Annotated in this window: 19 protein-coding genes, 2 tRNA genes and 1 pseudogene; 4 read left to right on the top strand and 18 right to left on the bottom strand. The window is 70.1% G+C overall.

What is annotated here, in order from left to right; all coding sequences use genetic code 11:
• Window positions 1-251: 251 nt before the first annotated feature.
• From ACZ6QQ_RS04330 to ACZ6QQ_RS04270, 13 genes and pseudogenes are all read right to left on the bottom strand, one after another.
• Window positions 252-866 (bottom strand): cation efflux transmembrane domain-containing protein, encoded by a 615-nt coding sequence (locus ACZ6QQ_RS04330; RefSeq protein ID WP_465874236.1) that lies wholly within the window; start codon window positions 864-866, stop codon window positions 252-254.
• Window positions 790-1,029, bottom strand: a pseudogene (locus ACZ6QQ_RS04325) (ArsR/SmtB family transcription factor); the annotation flags it as partial. The pseudogene ACZ6QQ_RS04325 and the gene ACZ6QQ_RS04330, both read right to left, overlap by 77 nt.
• A 192-nt stretch (window positions 1,030-1,221) precedes the next feature.
• Window positions 1,222-1,295: transfer RNA gene (locus ACZ6QQ_RS04320), tRNA-Met, on the bottom strand.
• A gap of 128 nt (window positions 1,296-1,423) precedes the next feature.
• The gene (locus ACZ6QQ_RS04315; protein WP_465874234.1) at window positions 1,424-1,894 is read right to left on the bottom strand and encodes a hypothetical protein; all 471 of its coding nucleotides are present in this window, start codon (window positions 1,892-1,894) and stop codon (window positions 1,424-1,426) included.
• On the bottom strand, window positions 1,891-2,997 hold the full coding sequence (locus ACZ6QQ_RS04310) for a hypothetical protein (RefSeq protein ID WP_465874233.1): 1,107 nt from the start codon (window positions 2,995-2,997) through the stop codon (window positions 1,891-1,893). Before ACZ6QQ_RS04310 ends, ACZ6QQ_RS04315 begins: the two co-directional genes overlap by 4 nt.
• Window positions 2,997-3,953, bottom strand: a complete 957-nt coding sequence (locus ACZ6QQ_RS04305) for a hypothetical protein (protein WP_465874232.1) — start codon at window positions 3,951-3,953, stop codon at window positions 2,997-2,999. Before ACZ6QQ_RS04305 ends, ACZ6QQ_RS04310 begins: the two co-directional genes overlap by 1 nt.
• Before the next feature lie 34 nt (window positions 3,954-3,987).
• On the bottom strand, window positions 3,988-4,842 hold the full coding sequence (locus ACZ6QQ_RS04300; RefSeq protein WP_465874230.1) for a phage distal tail protein: 855 nt from the start codon (window positions 4,840-4,842) through the stop codon (window positions 3,988-3,990).
• Window positions 4,842-6,323: a phage tail protein gene (locus tag ACZ6QQ_RS04295; protein ID WP_465874228.1), complete on the bottom strand. Its 1,482-nt coding sequence runs from the start codon at window positions 6,321-6,323 to the stop codon at window positions 4,842-4,844. Before ACZ6QQ_RS04295 ends, ACZ6QQ_RS04300 begins: the two co-directional genes overlap by 1 nt.
• A 43-nt stretch (window positions 6,324-6,366) precedes the next feature.
• Window positions 6,367-6,687, bottom strand: a complete 321-nt coding sequence (locus tag ACZ6QQ_RS04290; protein WP_465874227.1) for a hypothetical protein — start codon at window positions 6,685-6,687, stop codon at window positions 6,367-6,369.
• A 47-nt stretch (window positions 6,688-6,734) separates the two neighbouring features.
• Complete coding sequence (locus ACZ6QQ_RS04285; protein ID WP_465874225.1) at window positions 6,735-7,043, bottom strand: hypothetical protein; 309 nt, start codon at window positions 7,041-7,043, stop codon at window positions 6,735-6,737.
• A 5-nt stretch (window positions 7,044-7,048) separates the two neighbouring features.
• On the bottom strand, window positions 7,049-7,648 hold the full coding sequence (locus tag ACZ6QQ_RS04280; protein ID WP_465874224.1) for a phage tail tube protein: 600 nt from the start codon (window positions 7,646-7,648) through the stop codon (window positions 7,049-7,051).
• Window positions 7,649-7,658: 10 nt separating this feature from the next.
• Window positions 7,659-8,015, bottom strand: a complete 357-nt coding sequence (locus tag ACZ6QQ_RS04275) for a hypothetical protein (protein WP_465874223.1) — start codon at window positions 8,013-8,015, stop codon at window positions 7,659-7,661.
• A 630-nt stretch (window positions 8,016-8,645) separates the two neighbouring features.
• Window positions 8,646-8,719, bottom strand: a tRNA-Met gene (locus ACZ6QQ_RS04270).
• 123 nt (window positions 8,720-8,842) lie between these two features.
• On the opposite strand from ACZ6QQ_RS04270, the gene ACZ6QQ_RS04265 reads away from it, so the two are divergent.
• Both ACZ6QQ_RS04265 and ACZ6QQ_RS04260 read left to right on the top strand, forming a co-directional pair.
• A complete protein-coding gene (locus ACZ6QQ_RS04265; RefSeq protein ID WP_465874221.1) occupies window positions 8,843-9,391 on the top strand; it encodes a hypothetical protein in 549 nt (182 codons plus the stop codon).
• Between the two features lie 178 nt (window positions 9,392-9,569).
• Window positions 9,570-10,061 carry an Hsp20/alpha crystallin family protein gene (locus ACZ6QQ_RS04260; protein WP_465874219.1) on the top strand — a complete coding sequence of 164 codons (492 nt, stop codon included), beginning with the start codon at window positions 9,570-9,572 and terminating at the stop codon, window positions 10,059-10,061.
• Window positions 10,062-10,317: 256 nt separating this feature from the next.
• On the opposite strand, the gene ACZ6QQ_RS04255 is transcribed toward ACZ6QQ_RS04260, so the two are convergent.
• The 3 genes from ACZ6QQ_RS04255 to ACZ6QQ_RS04245 form a co-directional block, all read right to left on the bottom strand.
• Window positions 10,318-11,112 (bottom strand): hypothetical protein, encoded by a 795-nt coding sequence (locus ACZ6QQ_RS04255; protein WP_465874217.1) that lies wholly within the window; start codon window positions 11,110-11,112, stop codon window positions 10,318-10,320.
• 334 nt (window positions 11,113-11,446) lie between these two features.
• The gene (locus ACZ6QQ_RS04250) at window positions 11,447-12,574 is read right to left on the bottom strand and encodes an SPFH domain-containing protein (protein ID WP_465874216.1); all 1,128 of its coding nucleotides are present in this window, start codon (window positions 12,572-12,574) and stop codon (window positions 11,447-11,449) included.
• Window positions 12,575-12,579: 5 nt separating this feature from the next.
• Window positions 12,580-13,050 carry an NfeD family protein gene (locus tag ACZ6QQ_RS04245; protein ID WP_465874535.1) on the bottom strand — a complete coding sequence of 157 codons (471 nt, stop codon included), beginning with the start codon at window positions 13,048-13,050 and terminating at the stop codon, window positions 12,580-12,582.
• Between the two features lie 151 nt (window positions 13,051-13,201).
• Here ACZ6QQ_RS04245 and ACZ6QQ_RS04240 point away from each other — a divergent pair, with 151 nt between their 5' ends.
• Window positions 13,202-14,527 carry a serine hydrolase domain-containing protein gene (locus ACZ6QQ_RS04240; protein WP_465874214.1) on the top strand — a complete coding sequence of 442 codons (1,326 nt, stop codon included), beginning with the start codon at window positions 13,202-13,204 and terminating at the stop codon, window positions 14,525-14,527.
• Between the two features lie 72 nt (window positions 14,528-14,599).
• Here the strand turns inward: ACZ6QQ_RS04240 and ACZ6QQ_RS04235 are convergent, their stop codons facing one another.
• Window positions 14,600-15,445, bottom strand: coding sequence for a lysostaphin resistance A-like protein (locus tag ACZ6QQ_RS04235; RefSeq protein ID WP_465874212.1), 846 nt, complete (start codon window positions 15,443-15,445; stop codon window positions 14,600-14,602).
• Window positions 15,446-15,504: 59 nt separating this feature from the next.
• Window positions 15,505-16,320 (bottom strand): DUF3097 domain-containing protein, encoded by an 816-nt coding sequence (locus ACZ6QQ_RS04230; RefSeq protein ID WP_465874210.1) that lies wholly within the window; start codon window positions 16,318-16,320, stop codon window positions 15,505-15,507.
• Between the two features lie 98 nt (window positions 16,321-16,418).
• On the opposite strand from ACZ6QQ_RS04230, the gene ACZ6QQ_RS04225 reads away from it, so the two are divergent.
• Window positions 16,419-17,210, top strand: a complete 792-nt coding sequence (locus ACZ6QQ_RS04225) for a hypothetical protein (protein WP_465874209.1) — start codon at window positions 16,419-16,421, stop codon at window positions 17,208-17,210.
• The last annotated feature ends 15 nt before the right edge of the window (window positions 17,211-17,225 follow it).

Genomic DNA, 17,225 nt, shown 5'->3' with positions numbered 1-17,225 from the left:
GTGACGACGACCGTGTTTGGCCCCTCCCGATGAGCAGTTTCAGCGGGAGGGACCAAACCACGGCGGCCTTCGAAGCGGTGCCGCCCGACAGGGGGGAAAGTCTCCGAGCACGCCGCCACCCGTCCAAAGGTGTTCCGTCCGGTACGTGCGACAGATCAGTCGCCTTGCGAGATGGCTACGTGGTCCCCGACCTATCCCGCACACCAGCGCGCGCATCGCCTGGCTGCCGTCCGAGGAACAATGAACTCGGGTCAGTCGTCATCGACGAGCTCGCCTTCCCAGGCTTCTCTACCCTCCATGATCGCGAACCCGGCGATGACAAATCCGGCGATCGGGTCGAGCCAGGTCCAGCCGACCAGGGCGAAGGCGAGCAGTCCGACGAAGGTCGAGACGGACAGCCAGGCGCAGAGTATGGTCTCAGCGGCGTCGGCGATGACCAGCCGGGAGTGCATCTGCCGTCCGGCCTTGCGTTTGACGTGGGCCAGCCACGGCATGATCACGATGGAGACACCGGCGATGACGATGCCGACAATACTGGCGTCGGGGACTTCGCCGACGAACAGGTCCCGGACGCCCTCGACGATGACGTAGGTGGCGAGGGCAAAGAAGGTCAACGCGATGAACTTCAACGCGCGACGTTCCTTAGCCTCGTCGGGTTCGCCGCCACGGATCTCGGTGGTAAGCCGGGTCAGGACCACTGCGGCGGCGACCTCGATGCCGGAGTCGATACCGAAGCCAATCAGGGAGACCGCCGACGCGGCCAGGCCTGCGGCGACGGCGATGACGCCCTCAATGAGGTTGTAACCAATGGTGAACCGGGCGTAGCGGACGGCCCTGCGGGCGGCGGGACCGGTAACGTCGGGCAACGCTGAGCAGGTCGAGTAGTTCCGGGCGGGTCAGGGCGCAGAACATCTGCCGGCCTTCCGGTCGGCCGACGATCAGGCCGCAGTCACGCAGGCAGGCCAGGTGCGCCGACACGGTGGGCTGGGACAGTCCCAGTTCCCCGGTCAGATCAACCACTCGGGCTTCCCGCCCGATGGTGCCGACCCGGTCCAGGCGTTGCCCGTGGTGCCGAGTCCGTTGGTCAGCGCTTTGGCGATTGCTCACTGCCGCGAAATATCACATCGTGACGCGTCGTTTGCCCACTCATCGCCCACTGAACAAGCGGGAGCCCGCCTCCTGAAATCCCAGGAGACGGGCTCTGAGCTGGTGTTTCTCTTGTAGCGGGGACAGGATTTGAACCTGCGACCTCTGGGTTATGAGCCCAGCGAGCTACCGAGCTGCTCCACCCCGCGTCGCTGGGAGAAACAGTAGCGCATCCGACCCGCATCGCCCGCATCAAGGTGACCTGGCACAGGTCGCCCCGTGATGACCGCCGCCGACAACCCGCCCGCCGGAAAATCGAACACGACCGCAAGACGCCTCAGCCGGGGAGGTGTCCGGCGGCCACCCGGACCAGCCCGATGCCGGTGGTCCGGCGGGCCTCCACCGCGATTTCCGACTCGATCGGGCCGGCGGCGACAACGTCCACCGTCTGCCGGGACGGCACGGACGACACGTGCAGTACCTCGCCAACCGGGACGCCGTCGACCAGGACCCGGGCCTGCCCGGTGGTGTCCGGATCCGCCACCAGCAGCACCGCCAGACGGCCGTTCCGGGCCGACCAGGTGACGGCGAGCCGCTCCCACCCGATTGCCGAGGTCCCCGACCAGTCGGCCGGCCGCGCCGGCATGAGCGGCACGAGTGTCACCCGCCCGTCCGACTCCGTCTCGGCGCGGGATGTGGCACCCACCGTTGTCTGTGCTCGCATCCGGACCGCCTCCAGGAGACGCAGTCGCCGTTTGAGGTCACGTAACTCGGTCAGCAGCGTATCGGGCCGGTTGATCCTCGTCATGACATCTCCGCCGTCTGCGCGACCGTCAGCGTTACCTGCTCCTGCCCGGCGTCGTCCCCGGGCGTGACCGCGAAGCCGAGCAGCCGCACGGTCATGTCGAGGCGGCTACCGGCGAAGAACGGATCGTCGACGACCAGGCGGACGTCGTCGCCCACCGCGTACGAGCCGACAACCGGGTCCAGGTCGGCGCGTACGGTCAACTCCGGCAGCACCACCGGACGGCGACGCGCGGCCAGCTCACCTCGGGCCTGGGCCAGTACCAGTGCCGCGTCCTCGGTGTCGAGTTGGGAGGCCGTTTCCTCCAGCAACGGCCAACCGCCGCGGTACGCGCCATCGTCCTCGGCGAACCGCAGCACGGCGCCGCCCGTCGCGCTGCTGCCCTGCGCGAAGACCCGCGTCGCCATGCTCGCCGCGTCCACCGGCCAGGTGTAGTCGACGAGGTTCGCGCCGTACTCCCACACATGCGGGGCGCCGGGCTGACCCAGCCGGGGGTAGCCGCACCGGAGGAACCGCACCGGCTGCCCGTCCGGGCCGTACTCGACGTCCGCCACGAAGTCGAAGCCGCCGTCCGCATTGGCCAGGTCACGCAACGCGTCGGCGACCGGCTTCAACTCACCCGCGCCGTAGCTGACGGTCCGGGTCACACCGGACACCTCGGCACCGCGCAGATCCAGGCCCAGGTCGCCGCCGGGGTGGGACCGGGCACGTTCGACCAGGCCGGCTGCGATCACCATCTGGTCGGTGTCGGTGTACGTCACCACACCCGTCTCGGTGATCGGATAGTCGAGCACGCGCCGATGCTCGAAATACGACAGGAAGTCCGAGGCGCCGATCTCGACGGTGGCACTGGCAGCGGAGTAACGGGTGGTCCAGACGATTCCGCCCCAGAGCAGGTCGCCGTCGCGGTCGACGTAGACGGCGATCCGGCCCGGCTGGGTGAGCAGCCGTGGCTCGCGGACCCGGATGCCGGGGTCGTCCACCCGAAGTTGCCCGCGCAGGCTGCCGGTGTCGTTGAGACGCTTGTCGAAGGTGACCCCGGTCAGCGGTAGCTCGTCCAGGATCGTCCCGCTGAGCAGGTCGGCGACCAGATACGTGTAGCTCATCAGGTGCCGTAGGTGGCGAGCGCGGCAAAGGCGATGCCGTCCAGAGACACCCAGTCGTTGGCTTGGAGGACAGCGCCGAGGATGACCTGACCGGTGCTGTGGACGTCCATGCGGATGATCCCGTTGGACGACACCACCGGCCACATATGCCGGTAGCGAGGCCGGTAACCGACCGGCAGGGTGAAGATCACGGCGCCGGTCGCACGTGCGGCGGAGGTCTCGACCAGACCCCTCAGTCGGACCCACCCGTCCTCGGTGATGGTGTAGGCCGCCGGGTTGTATTCCGCGTGGTGGTTCTTCCAGCCCGACGCGGACAGCGGGTGCCAGGTGTCGACGCTGCCGCGCGGCGGTCGGTAGCTGACCCACTGTGTACCCCGGCGTATCTGCAGGTCGCGCGTGTCGAGGCGGAAGATGAACTGGCTGCCGGGCGCCTCGGGAGGCAGGTCGGCGCTACCGCGCACGGGCAGGATGCCGCCGAGTGCCGCGGTGAACTGACGGGTGTCGGTGAAGGTCGGCGTGGCTCCGGCGGACGGTACGAAGACCTGGCCGAGCCGCAGGTGCAGTGGGTTGGTCACCGTGGGCGGCGCTGGCGTCGCGTTGCTCGTGCGTTCACCCTCGACGACACGTACCAGGAATCCCGGATCGTCGGGCACGATCTCGGCGATGACCAGATCGGTTCGGTTGAGTGACGGATCGGACGCGGTCAGCGGCAGATCCTTCGCCGCGTCCAGGGTGACCACGTACGCCCCGAGCGCCGGACGGGCCGGGTCCTGGATCACCGCCTGGAACGGGTTGACGGTCACCTTGTTCGTACCGAGCGTGATCCGGCCCGGGTTGGCCGCCGAGTCCCGAATCCCGGACCTCGCCCGGAGGGGGTCGAGCTGGTCGTTGAACTGTTCGGCGGCGATCAATGTGCCGGTGGCGAGCCGCGCCTCGAAATCGTTGATGCCGGTCACCCATCCTGGGTGGCGCTCGGGCATGACACTCCCCTCATATCCACGCATCGCGCCAGGCCACCGAGAGCACCGCCGGGGTGTCCGTGTGCCGGGCGTCGAACTCGATGCCGGTGGTGCCCGCCGGCAGGCCGAACCAGGTCGAGCCGGGCAGCAACGCGGCTCGCCGGGATGCGCCGTTGAGCCGGATGGTGCGCGCCGCCACATCGACCACCAGCACATCGCCTCCGCTCAGCACGAGCCCGAATCCGAGCGCTTCGCCGGTGACCGCGTTGCGGATCACCGGTTGCACGCAGGGGCCGCTGACCGTCCACACCGGCCAGGTGGTGACCGTCCCGGCATTGGCCAGTGTCATCGACCCGTCAGACGGCTCACCGAAGTCGATAGGCCATGTTGCGATGGGAAACGGAATGCCGAGGCCGGGCAGCGGGAGCCCGCACCGGGCGCTGTACTGCTCGATGCCGTACCGCAGCGGATCGGGCGCGACGAGCTGGATCGACCAGGTGAACGTGTACGGCGTCCGGTCGGCGATCTTCGTCTCGCTGGAGAGCCGGACCAGCGCCTGCCGTACCGTCAGCCGTTCCCTGACGGTGAGCGGGAACAGCGTGGACCCGTCGGCCAGTACCGCGGCCAGACGATCCTTCGCCCGCTCTCTGGTGTCCGGATCCGGGGCCACGGCGGTCCCTTCGATGGTGATCACGCGAGCACCCCGGAACGACGGGGCGTCGAACACGCCATCGCGCTGGGGCCGGTTGGCCAGGTCCAGCCGTACGGGTGGCGTGTCGGACCAGCCGCTTTCGGCAGTGACCCACCACTCCACCCCGTGGTCGTCGACCGTGTTCCCGGACCAGTCGTTCAGGGCGAATACGGGTAGTTGCAGTGTCTCGGCCATCAGCTCTTCGCCGCCCAAGCCAGCTCTCGGGCGGCGACCTGCCCGATCTCGTACTCGGACTGACCGGCCCGTGGATAGACGTTCACCGTGACCGCTTCCGCCACGCTGCCGGGGCGGCGCGGGCTCACCGGGCCGGCACCAGGGGTCGCACCGGCCACCGTCGCCCGGGCGAGCCCGGCGATGGTGGGGCGGATGACCGCCGCCCGGGGTGTGGGGACCAGCCGATTCATCGCCTCGGCGACCATGTCGCGACTGCCGTCGATGCCGACCACCAGGCCCTCGCCGACATTGCGGCCGAACCCGGCCATGAGGCGGGACGGTGAGCTGATGCCGAGGAAGCTTCTGATCGACGAGGGTATCCGGCTGAGAATCGAATCGTGGATCGCGCTGACGACCCGCCCGGCCATGTCGCGCAGGCCGTTGATGAATCCCTGGATCAGGTCACGGCCGGACTGGTAGAGCGTGCGGCCGATGTTGCCGATCGCTTTCACCACCCGTCCCGGCATGCCTCGGACGAAGCTGACCACACCGCCGATAGCGTCGCCGACCGCGGACCGGGCCCGGCTGAACGCGTCACGCACGATCGTGGCGACCTGGCCGACCCGTCTGACCGTGCTCACCACCGCGGAGACCGCGCTCGTGATCACCGCGCGGACGCCGTTCCAGACCGTGGTGACCACCGCCCGTACCGCGTTGAAGACGGTGGTGATTACCGTTCGGACGACGGTGAAGTACGTCGTCACATAGGTGCGGATCACCGTCACCGCGATCTGGACGACGCGGGAGATGTACGGCCACACCGTCGCGACCGCGCTGCGGATCGTGTTGAACACGTTCAGCGCGGTATTGCGTACCGCGCTGAACGCCGCGTTCACGATGTTGCGGAATGTGGTGCTCCGTTGATACGCGAGCACCAGCGCGCCGACGAGCAGCGTGATCGCGACGATCACGAGGCCGATCGGGTTCATCTTCATCACCAGGTTGAGCGCGGCCTGAGCAATGCTGGTTGTCTTGGCCACCCTTCCCACCGCGGCTGTTTGCGTCGCCATGACCGTCGCTCGTGACCCGGCAGTGCCGAAGCCGGAGGCGAGCCCGGTCAGGCCGCTGACACCTTCCCGCATGCTCTTTGCGAGATCCTTCCCGGCCGCCGTCGCCCGGTCCCCGAGGTCCTTGAACGCCGTTCGTGCCTGCTTGCCAACATCGGCCACCTTGTTGCGGATCGGTTCCAGCACCTTTTCCATGTCGGGCTGGAACAGCGCGGCATCCAGCGAGACGATGCCCGCGTCAGCCTTCACCGCCTGGGCCTCGGCCTTCGCGCCGGTCGCTTCCGCCTTCAGCAGGGTGGCCTCGGCCTTCACAACGGTGTAATCGATTGCCTTGGCTACCTCCTGTGCTCCGGCGATCAGACCGGCCACCGCCTGGTTCACCGCCTGTTGCAGTTGCGCAACGATGGTGACGATCGGCACCGCGGGATACGTCAAGGTGCTTTCCCCCTTCTGGCCGGCGGCGGCCGACCGGCACCGGTCACCGACCGCCGAAGAACGCGGCTATCTCAGCCGGCGTCGCCGCCGGCGGGTCCGACTCCGCCACCTCCAGACCAGGGCGCGGGATCGGCTCCGGTCGTTTCGGTGGGTCGCCGTTCTCGGATGTGTGTGTCGCGGCGTACATCCAGTTGCCGGTGGCGAGCTGGTCGACGGCCGCAGCGAGCAGGTGCTCGCCGAGCCCCCAGTCCGCCTCTTCGCCTCGCAGCGCGCGCACCAGTGCGGAGTCCCGGGGCAGATGCTGGATCAGGACCCGCAGCCGACGAGCGGAGAGCTGACCGCGGTGGTGGTCGAGCAGGTCCACGCCGTAGTGGCGTAGCAGGTCGGCTTCCAGGGCCTCGGCGTGCTCGGTCAGGAGCGCGTCGAGGCCGAGGATTCCCCCAACGACATGCCGGTGTCCCGGCCGTACGCCTCGAGCAGGCCCTGTACGTCCTGGACGCTCACGCTGTGCTCCGCGAACCGCTTGAACTGCTCATCGCCGAGGAGCAGGGTAAGCAGCCCGTCCAGGTCGGAAGGGTCGAGCCCGGCGAGTGCGCGTACCGCGTCTCTCGGCAGTTCCGTCGGCAGGCTGAATGCCTCGCCGTCGAGTTCGAACTCCCATCGCTCGCCGAGCGCTTCCAGTCGCTGAGCCCGTGCGGCATTGACGTTGTAGCGTCCCATCGCGGCTACCTCGGGTCCTTGTCCGAGCCGACGGTCGCCGTCGCGGCGCCGGGCGTGGTGGCGTTCATCGTCCAGACCGCGAGTTGCTCGGGACGGTCGATGGGGGTCAGGGCGGTGAACGTGACCCCGAGTTTGACCGCCGCGGTACGGGTGAACGACGCCTCGTCGGTTTCGGTGACCACCCCGCGCGGCACCACGAACCGATGCGTGATGGCCGGGCCGTCACGGAACTCGATGCCCAGTGCCCGCTCGTCCACTCGGGGCGACGCGGCAATCTCGTAGCTCAGCCCGCCAGCCCCGGAGGTGACCGAGCCGCCGCCGAAGAAGAACGGCAGCGTGTCGGCGTTGACCTGCAACAGCGCGAACTTCACCGAGAAGTCACGGTCGCTGTACACGAAGCGGATCGCGGCCACCGTCTGCCAGGTGTCGATCGGGTCAAGCTTGTCCTTTTTGGTGAACTTGACCCCGTCGGACGAGGTGTAGCCGAGGTCGACCCAGGGGGCCGCCCAGTCCGTGTTGAGGTTGGCTGGTGGTGCGGTGTGGGCTGGGGCGACGAGGACACGGCCGGTCCCGGCCACGCGAATTTCGCTGGCATTCAGGGGCATCTAAGGCTCCTCACCTTGAGTTTGACTCTCGTACGGCTGGCTCCGGGTCCGCGGCGACCCGGACGGACAGCAGATATCGCGTGGTGTACCGGTTGACTCCGGAGAAGGCGGGATCGCGCAACCAGCTCGGACCGCGCTCCTCGGTCACGTCGCTGACCACGGTGCCACCGACGTGCGCGGCGTCGGGCATGAGCCACACCAGAGCGCGCACCGTCCCGGCCAGGTCGAGCGCAGCCGCTTTCTCGGGGCCGTAGGCGTCGATCCGGACGAGGGCGTGATCGAGATGGTCGTCCACGGTGAACTCGCCGCCGACCCGGGTCACGATCACGGCGGGCGTCGCGCCGTCGTAGTCGTTGGGGAGACGCATCGCCACCATGACACCCGTAAGCTCGGGGCGCCCGCTCAAGAAGGCGACAGCCAGACGTTCCACATTGGGGAACACGAGACGTCGCACAGCGATAGGTGCACTCAAATTCGCTCACCCCCGTGACGAGTGCTGTACCTAGATTGCCGATGCTGCCATGCGCTGTCAAGGCAACCATGGCTGCCAATTCCCTGAGCGCTTGAACCGGTACGGACTAAATCGCGGTCAAGTGGCCCGGAAAGCTACCGACCCGAGGGCGAGCGGGTCGGATCACATTTCGGCACCCGCTCCCTGGAGTGCGAAGTTGTTGATCGAATTCAACTCGCGGGTGCGGTCCGCACAGGCTCGCGAGCCACCGCTCGCCCCGGCAACGGACCCCGCTTACTCGAGCTGACAGCGTTATCCAGCCGACAGAGCGCGAGAGACGGACCACTAGTTCCGATACCTGGGGTAATTGTTGATGTTGGGCGACACGGATGGAGATCATCGCGGCCCAGGTGCCCGCAGGATCGATAGTGCGGGATCCCCCGTCACCTCGCGGTGTTCCGTCTACCCGGACGGCACCCAAAAGGAGATCAAAAAAACCCGGCCCCCACAATCTGAGGATCGGGCACGGAGCTGCACCTTCATTTGTAGCGGGGACAGGATTTGAACCTGCGACCTCTGGGTTATGAGCCCAGCGAGCTACCGAGCTGCTCCACCCCGCGTCGCTGGACAGAACACTAGCGCACTCATCCCGCCAACACCGCGTCGGCCCACCCTCGCGGCCACCGCATCCGTCCCGAGGGTCCACCCGAGACACGTCCGGCCCACGGTTGTACGGTCCCGGAATGCCCGAGCTCGAACGACTGACATTGATTACCACCACCCCGTGGATCGCCGACCTGCTGTCCAGCCTCTGCGACCTGGACTTCTCGCGGGTGTCGCAGGGGCCGGTGGAGCCGGTCCGCCTGGCCAGCGGGGAGTCGCTGGAGATGTTCGCCGGAGACGCGTCCGGTGGCGCGTACCTGTTCGCCGGGAGCGGCGGCGAGGAACGGCCGGTGGTGTACGCCGGCTCGGAAGGCGAGGGCACGCTGGTCGCGATCGGGTTGGCCGACGCCTTGGCCGTCGCGATCGAGCTGCCCAGCCTGCACGACGCGCTGGCGGTTCCGTACGACGAGGACGGGGGCGCCGCTCTGCGGGCCTGGCTCGCACAGGCCGATCAGGAGATCCGGGACGAGGAGCCGGAGCTCGACGCGTTGCGGGCGCGGTTGCGGGAGGCACTGCACCTGCCACCCGCCGACGGAGTGCTCGAACGGCTGCACGCGGCGGCCGCCGACCACGCGTACCTGCCGGTGAGCGAGCACGGGCGGTACGAGCCGATGCTCGCTAACGACTGAGCCGGGACGCCATGATGGCCGGACGGCTGGGGCGGAACTCCGATGGGGCCATGATGGAGGGTCGTGACGGGGACCACGGGCGGGACCCCGACGGGCGGGAATTGAGTCGGGTCGACTCAAGTTGTACCGGGTGCCGGTCGAACAGGACCGGCCCAGTGGGACCCGAGGAGAGAAACCGATGAGCACTATCTCGTTGTGGACCCGGCGCGATCCGTTCGCGGAGTTCGACGCCCTGGTCCGGAACGCCTTCGGCCCGGTCGCGACGCGGCCCACCGATCAGCCGGCCCGGTTCGTCCCGGCCGCCGAGATCAGCCGGGACGGGGAAGACGCGCTGGTCCGGGTCGAGCTGCCCGGACTGGACATCGCCAACGACGTTTCGGTCGAGGTCGACCGTGGCCTGCTCGTGGTGAGCGGGGAGCGGCGCGACGAGCGGACCGGGGAGCGGGACGGCCGGAGCCTGCGCGAACTGCGCTACGGCTCGTTCCGCCGATCGTTCACCCTGCCGACGCACGTGACGGCCGACGCGGTGAGCGCGTCGTACGACGCGGGTGTGCTGAACGTCCGGGTCGTCGGCGCGTACGCCGGAACCGGAGCGCGACGGATAACCGTGACGTCCGCCAACCCGGCGGTCGAGTCCACCGCAACCCCGGCCGACCAGCCCGACGCCTGAGCGCCAAGCCCACCGCTGACCCCGGCGGGCGGCACCACGGGACACCACCTACACACCACATCGAGCCCGTCCACCCCCCCCCCGCCCCCCGCCCCCGACGAACGCGGTTGATCATGAAGTTAGCGTGCCCTCAACAGCCGAAACCCTGCGCTAACTTCATGATCAACTTCCGTTTCCTCGGCTGGTTCGGGAGGTGAGGACTGGGCGAGGTGGAGGGGGGACGGGTGGAAGGGGGGAGCCGACTCGGCGCTAGTGGTTACGGGCCTGCGAGTTGGCTGCCGGGGGTGACCTTGGCCGCGACGGCTTCGGCGCCGTCGGCCATGGCCTCCACCAGTCGGGGCCGGCCGACCGCCGGCAGTAGTCGGCCTGCCCGCCAGGCGATGCCGATGCCGGCGGCCAGCACCAGGACCGCGCCGAGGGTCTGGAGCAGCCCGACCAGCATTCCGCCGACACCGATCATCGGGGCGGCGAACATCAGCAACCAGCCGTCGGAGTAGCTGAAGACACCCGAGTGCAGCACCGCCCAACCGGACAGCACCCAACCCAGGGTGTAGAAACTGGCGCCGACCAGGGTCAACGTGCGGGCGCCGCCGCCGTACAGCGAGGTCCCCTCGGGCAGTCCGGCGAACGGCAGCATCAGCATCGCGCCGACGAGAGCCACCAGCAGTCCGGCGGTCGCGGTCCCCCGGGTGCGCGCGGTCACCAGCAGCCCGGTCACCGCCATCAGTCCGAGCAGGCCGAGCCAGGTCGCGAGCACCCAGAGCACCAGCGGGAACGAGTGGCCGTCGGCGGAGGCCGGGATGGCTCCGTCGCCGACGAGGGTGACGATGCCGTACAGGACGGCGGATCCGGGCAGGATCCACACCGCGCCCCGAGCGAAGCGGCGCAACGACCAGGCCCAGGTGGTGTCGGTGGCGGGTTGCGGCTCGGCACCCTCCTCGAAGAAGGGAAGCAGGTGGAACCCGCCGGCCGGCCGGGTCGGGCGGTCCAGCACACGGGGTACGGTCGACGGCCCGGTCACCGGTCGCTTGGGTTTCATCGCGCGGCTCATGCGTCACCTCGCTCCACTAGCCGGGACGTCGCGACCTCGCCTCACGAGCCGGGACGTCGGGCCGGGATCCGTTCCGGCGCCCCGAACTCCGGTCGCCGCCCGGCTCTAGCCCGATCGTGGCAAACCCGCGAGCGGCGGCGCGTGGCTTCGGCGTTTTCGGCGACCCTCGTTTCCCGTACCGCGCCGGTTTCGTACCCCGGTGGGTTCCGTTGTCGTGCGGAGCCGAACTGCCCCGCAGGTTCGATGACCTGCGGGGCAGTGGTGGTACGGGGATGCGTGCGACTGATCGTCCCGGCTACCCGGCCGGGGCGGTTGACGGATCTCCGGTGGGTGGTCAGGCCCGGTCGTTGGGCTCCGGGCTGGAGCTGGTGTCACCGAGCAGGCTCGACGGCGGAACCGGTTCGGGGGCGGGCAGCCCCTGCTGCGGCTGGGCGGCCGGGCGGGCGGTCACCTGCGCCTCGGCGGCGCGTACCTGGTCGTGCACCTCCTGGGCGGCCGCGGCGGCGGCCCGGGCGGCCTCGGCCGCCTCGCGCTCGACGGCGCTCGCGTCGTGCTCCGCCTCCGGGGAGGGTACGTCGCCGGCGGCCTGGGCCAGCCCGCCGAGCGCCCCGCCGAGCCCTTCGAGCGCCTTGGTCAGCTCGGCCGGTACCACCCAGATCTTGCTGGCCTGACCGTTGGCGATCTGCGGCAGCGCTTGGAGGTATTGGTAGGCGAGCACCTTCTGGCTCGGATTCGACTGGTGGATCGCGGAGAAGACGGTACGGATGGCCTTCGCCTGCCCCTCCGCCTGGAGGATCTGGGCCTGCCGGTTACCGTCGGCGCGCAGTACGGCGGCCTGCTTCTCCCCCTCGGCGGTGAGGATCTGGGACTGCTTCTGCCCCTCGGCGTTGAGGATCGCGGCGCGGCGGTCCCGCTCGGCGCGCATCTGCTTCTCCATCGAGTCCCGGATGCTCGCCGGTGGCTCGATGGCCTTGATCTCGACCCGGGTGACCTTGATGCCCCACCGACCGGTGGTCTCGTCCAGCACCCCGGAGAGGTGCCGGTTGATCTCCTCGCGGCTGGTCAGGGCCCGTTCCAGGTCGAGCGAGCCGATGACGTTACGCAGCGTGGTGACGGTGAGCTGTTCGATCGCCTGGAGGAAGTTGGAGATCTCGTAGGTCGCCCGAACCGAGTCGACCACCTTGAAGTAGAGGACGGTGTCGATCGAGACGACCAGGTTGTCCGAGGTGATCACCGGCTGGGGCGGGAAGCTGACCACCTGCTCCCGCATGTCGACCTTCGTACGCACCGCGTCGATGAACGGCACCAGCAGGTTGAGTCCCGGATTGAGCGTGCGCTTGTACTTGCCGAGCCGTTCGACCACGTCCTGTCGCTGCTGCGGGACGATCCGTACCGCCTTGGCGAACGTGATCACCACGAGCAGAGCCACGGCGGCGAACAGCACCGCTATCGCCAAATCCATACCGCTCACCTTTTCGTATCTGGTAACGCGTCAGTAGGGGAATCGTCCCGCCAGACCAGGGCGGTCACGCCTTTGACCTCGATCACCCGGACCCGCTGGCCCGGTTGGAAGACCTGGGTGACGTCGTAGGAGCGGGCGGTCCAGATCTCCCCGTCGATCCTGACCACCCCGTGGTCGGCGTCCACCTGCTCCAGCACCAGGGCGTCGGACCCCTCGATCGCCTCCACCCCGAAGGCCGTCTCGCCGCTCTCCAGGGCGGAGCGCCGGTGCCGCTTGATCACCGGCCGGACGGCGACCACGCTGAGCGCCGACACCACGGCGAAGACCAGCACCTGCACCGCCACCGGCGCACCGAGGGCGGCGACGCCGGCGGTGGCGAGCGCGGCCACGCCGAACATGAGGAGGAAGAGCGTCGTGGTGAAGATCTCGGCCACCAGCAACCCGACGCCCAGGATGATCCACAGGAGGGGTTCCACCATTGAATCCTGTCACGGCCGTGCACGTCGTGCCGACCGGCGAAGATCGTCCGGGCCGGTAGGATCACCGCTTGCCGTACCCGGTCGCCGTCCGGCGGTGGCTGCGGGGCCGGTGCCGAGCATCCAGCGTCGACCCCGGGAGCCGATGATCATGGCACTGCTGCTGGAGACCACCCGACGCCTCGACACCCTGGTTGCCCGGACCCAGGCGGACGCGGCGGTGCCGACCCTCGTCGCCGGGGTGGTCCGTGACGGGGTGCTCACCCACGCCAGCAGTGCCGGCGAACCGCCGCCGGATCCGGCCACCCAGTTCCGGATCGGCTCGATCACCAAGACCATGACCGCCGCCCTGGTGCTCGGGCTCCGCGACGAGGGCCGGCTGGACCTGGACGACCCGCTCGACCGGCACCTGCCGGGCACCCCCGTCGGCCGGGTCACCCTGCGGCAACTGCTCGGCCACGCCAGCGGCCTGCAACGCGAACCGGACAGCGACGGCTGGTGGGAACGGACCGAGGGCGTCGACCTGGCCACCCTGCTCGCCGGACTCACCCCGGCGAAGCTGACCCACCCGCCGCACCACACCTACCACTACTCGAACCTGGCGTACGGGCTGCTCGGCGGTGTACTCGAACGGCTCACCGGGCGGACGTGGTGGGACCTGCTGCACGAACGGCTGCTCGGCCCGCTGGGCCTGACCCGTACGTCGTACCTGCCGCAGGAGCCGTTCGCCCGCGGCTACCTGGTCCACCCGTGGCACGGCACGCTACGCGAGGAACCCCGTACGGACACCGGGGCGATGGCGCCCGCCGGGCAGCTCTGGGCCAGCGTGCCCGACCTGGCCCGGTGGGCTGCCTTCCTGGCCGACCCGGACCCGGCCCTGCTCGCGCGCGAGACGGTGACCGAGATGTGTGTGCCGGTGGCGATCGGCGACCCGGACTCGTGGACCACCGGACACGGGCTCGGTCTGGAGCTCTACCGCAGCGGTGAGCGGATCTACGTGGGCCACGGTGGCTCGATGCCCGGCTACGTCGCCGGGCTGGCCGTGCACCGGCCGTCCCGGACCGCCGTGGTGACCTTCGCCAACGCGTACGGCTTCCGCACCGGCTCGATCCGCGCCCTCACCCGGCGGTTGCTGACCGAGGTGCTCGACCACGAACCCGCACCGGTCAAGCCGTGGCGTCCCGCCGCCGGCCCACCCGAGGCGGCGGTGGCCGAGCTGACCGGCCGCTGGTGGTGGATGGGGCGGGAGTTCGAGGCGGCCTGGGACGGCGAGGCGGAGGAACTGGTCCTCACCCCGCTCCGCCCGGCCGGGACGGTGCCGTGGCGGTTCGGCCGGGTCGACGCCGACCACTGGCGCGGCCGGTCCGGGATGAACGACGGCGAGATCCTGGCCGTACGCCGGGACCCGGCCGGTGCGGTCCGGGCGCTCGACATCGCCACCTTCGTCCTCACCCGCGACCCGGACCGGCTCGACTGACCCCCGACCGACCCCGACCCCGACCCCGACCTCTACGTCGACCCAGCTCCGGCCCGGTCGGGGCGGTCCGGCTCAGTTCGGGGCGGGGTCCGGCTCGCGGGCGCCCTGGTCGACCGACGGGGCCCGGTGCAGGTAGCGGATGGCCACCGCGCCGAGGGTGATCGGGATCGCGCCGAGGCCGACGATCGCCAGCGTGTCCGGGTTGGTCACCGTCACCAGGTCCCAGTCCGGGCCGACGAGCTGCGCGCAGGTCTGGAACACCAGGTGGAACCCGATCGGCGCCCACAGGTTGCCGGTCACCATCCGGATCAGGCCGAGCACGTACCCGAACGCGAGGAACACCACCGCCCGCCCGAGCGGGGCACCGACCGCCAGTCCGAAGAGGGTGAACAGGACCGCCTGGGCACCGACCGCCAGCCAGGCCGGCAGCACGGTGACCAGGTTCCGGTAGAGGTAACCCCGGAAGATCAGCTCCTCGGGCAGCGCCTCGTAGAGCAGGACGAGCAGCAGCAGTCCGGCCACCGCCCCGATCACCTCACCGGCCGGCGCGTGCACGCTCAGCGTCACCCAGCCGAGCGCCAGGACCACGGCCAGGCCGACCGGAAGCGGCACGAGGTAGGCGCCGGCGCCGGCCAGCAACGGCCGCCAGCCCTCGTCCGGCGAGATGAGTCGCAGGCCGGCCCAGGGCCGCCGGTCCAGGAACCGCCGGGCCAGCACCACCATCGGTACGACCAGCGCGGTGACCGTGACCGCCCGGAACAGGTGAGTGCCGTGGTCGTACCCGGGTCCGAAGATCTGCTCGGCGACCTGGTAGACCGATCGCCAGATCGCCACCCCGGCGACGAACACGATCGCCAGCCGCCAGCCGAGGCCGAGCCGCCGTGCTCCGGTGTCCTGCCGCGCTTGCCCCGTACGCATGGGCACCAGTCTCGGTCCGCGGTCGAGCGGGCGCCGACCGGTGGCGTAACGAGTACGACTCAGTCCTGCGGCACGGTCACGAAATCGATCATCCGCTCGACCGCGTTGATCAACGGTGTCTCCACGTCCTGGAAACTCGACACCCGGGAGAGGATCAACCGCCACATCTGCGCCGGCTCGGCCACCCCGAGCGCCGCGCAGACGCCTTCCTTCCACGGCTGCCCCGGCGGCACCACCGGCCACGCCCGGATGCCCAGCTTCGCCGGCTTCACCGCCTGCCACACGTCGACGTACGGATGCCCGGTCACCAGCACGTGCGGGGAGGTCACCCCGGCCACGATCCGGCTCTCCTTCGAGCCGGCGACCAGGTGGTCGACCAGCACTCCGAGTCTGCGCTGCGGACCGGGGCCGAACTCGCGTACCCGCGCGGCCAGTTCGTCGATGCCGTCGAGCGGCTCCACCACCACCCCCTCGATCCGCAGGTCGTCGCCCCAGATCCGTTCCACCAGAGCGGCGTCGTGGATCCCCTCGACCCAGATCCGGCTGGCCTTCGCCACCTGGGCGCGTACCCCGGCGACGGCGACCGAACCGGAAGCGGTGCGTCGGCGCGCGGCCGGTACGGGTGCCGGGGGCGGCCGGCGCAACGTCACCGGCGAACCGTCCAGCAGGAACGCCGCCGGCAGCAACGGGAAGTTACGCCGCCGGCCGTGCCGATCCTCCAGCACCACCGCACCGGACTCGAACCCGACCACGGCGCCGCAGAACCCCGAGTCGGCGTCCTCCACCACCAGGTCCGGTTCGGCGTCCACCTCGGGAACCGTCCTGCGTCGCCGCCAGTCACCGGCGAGCACATCCTTGCCGTACATCCTCCCCATGTCGGCGACGCTAACCCGATCCGGGTGACCGGTGACGCAGACGCGCCGCCGGGCCGGGGGCCGAGACAGGGGCGTGGTGAACACGTACCCTTGCCTGCATGTCCCCCGCAACGGGCGCGGCGACCCTTGCCCCGCGCCGGTCGAGCCGGTTCGTGGCCTGGGTACGCGCATGGCGCGCCGGGCTGGTGCCGTACGACGAGGTCGCCGACGAGGTGGCCGGCGACGAGGAACATCTCGTCGCCGACGCCCCCGGCACCTGGACCGACGTGCCGCTCGCCGACGCCCTGCCCACCCTGTCGAAGCTCTCCCCGGACGAGATCCGGCTGGTGCTGCCGGCCCCCGGCGACCCGCGCGGCCTGCCCGGCCCCGGACCGTTCGCCGGTGCGGCACTGGTCGCGGGCGAGGCGGTGGTCGCCGGCACCCTGGGACTGATCCCGGAGGTGCGGATGCACACCTCCGGCTCCGGGGTGACCTTCGAGACCGTGCTGTGGCGGGTCTACCCGCTGCCGGAGAACGCGCTCGCCTCGGCGAAGGGCTGCCCCGGTCCGGCCGAGGCGGAGGCCGACCTGTCCACCGCGCTGGCCGAGGCGACCGCCGCCCTGACCCGGCTCGACGTCGCCCACTGGCGGCCCGAGCTGGCCGGGGCGCTGGCCGCGCTGCGCCGCCCCGACGGCGGCACCGACCTGCCGCCGGGCTTCGACCCCCGGGCCCGCCGGCTGTTCGCCCGGGCCAGCGTGCTCGACCAGGTGTTGGCGCTGGCCGAACACGTCGCGCCGGGCGGGGCGGTCAACGGCTACGAGGCACAGCAGCGCGACGCCGCGTTGCGCCCACTGACCGCCGCCTGCCGGCGTGCTCTGGTGGCGGCCTGCAACGCCCCGCTGACCGCCTGACCGTTTCCGACCCCC

Source organism: Micromonospora sp. NPDC049529 (assembly GCF_055586685.1).
Note: the sequence above shows the minus strand (reverse complement) of the source record. Positions and strands in the feature narration are given on the sequence as shown.

Excerpts from the sequence above, each read along its gene's own strand:
- ACZ6QQ_RS04240 (WP_465874214.1), top strand. The coding sequence starts at position 13,202 with ATGGCACTGCTGCTGGAGACCACCCGACGCCTCGACACCCTGGTTGCC.
- ACZ6QQ_RS04315 (WP_465874234.1), bottom strand. The coding sequence starts at position 1,894 with ATGACGAGGATCAACCGGCCCGATACGCTGCTGACCGAGTTACGTGAC.
- ACZ6QQ_RS04225 (WP_465874209.1), top strand. The coding sequence starts at position 16,419 with ATGTCCCCCGCAACGGGCGCGGCGACCCTTGCCCCGCGCCGGTCGAGC.
- ACZ6QQ_RS04260 (WP_465874219.1), top strand. The coding sequence starts at position 9,570 with ATGAGCACTATCTCGTTGTGGACCCGGCGCGATCCGTTCGCGGAGTTC.
- ACZ6QQ_RS04255 (WP_465874217.1), bottom strand. The coding sequence starts at position 11,112 with ATGAGCCGCGCGATGAAACCCAAGCGACCGGTGACCGGGCCGTCGACC.
- ACZ6QQ_RS04250 (WP_465874216.1), bottom strand. The coding sequence starts at position 12,574 with ATGGATTTGGCGATAGCGGTGCTGTTCGCCGCCGTGGCTCTGCTCGTG.
- ACZ6QQ_RS04285 (WP_465874225.1), bottom strand. The coding sequence starts at position 7,043 with ATGGGACGCTACAACGTCAATGCCGCACGGGCTCAGCGACTGGAAGCG.
- ACZ6QQ_RS04280 (WP_465874224.1), bottom strand. The coding sequence starts at position 7,648 with ATGCCCCTGAATGCCAGCGAAATTCGCGTGGCCGGGACCGGCCGTGTC.
- ACZ6QQ_RS04235 (WP_465874212.1), bottom strand. The coding sequence starts at position 15,445 with ATGCGTACGGGGCAAGCGCGGCAGGACACCGGAGCACGGCGGCTCGGC.
- ACZ6QQ_RS04265 (WP_465874221.1), top strand. The coding sequence starts at position 8,843 with ATGCCCGAGCTCGAACGACTGACATTGATTACCACCACCCCGTGGATC.
- ACZ6QQ_RS04310 (WP_465874233.1), bottom strand. The coding sequence starts at position 2,997 with ATGAGCTACACGTATCTGGTCGCCGACCTGCTCAGCGGGACGATCCTG.
- ACZ6QQ_RS04300 (WP_465874230.1), bottom strand. The coding sequence starts at position 4,842 with ATGGCCGAGACACTGCAACTACCCGTATTCGCCCTGAACGACTGGTCC.
- ACZ6QQ_RS04230 (WP_465874210.1), bottom strand. The coding sequence starts at position 16,320 with ATGGGGAGGATGTACGGCAAGGATGTGCTCGCCGGTGACTGGCGGCGA.
- ACZ6QQ_RS04275 (WP_465874223.1), bottom strand. The coding sequence starts at position 8,015 with ATGCGTCTCCCCAACGACTACGACGGCGCGACGCCCGCCGTGATCGTG.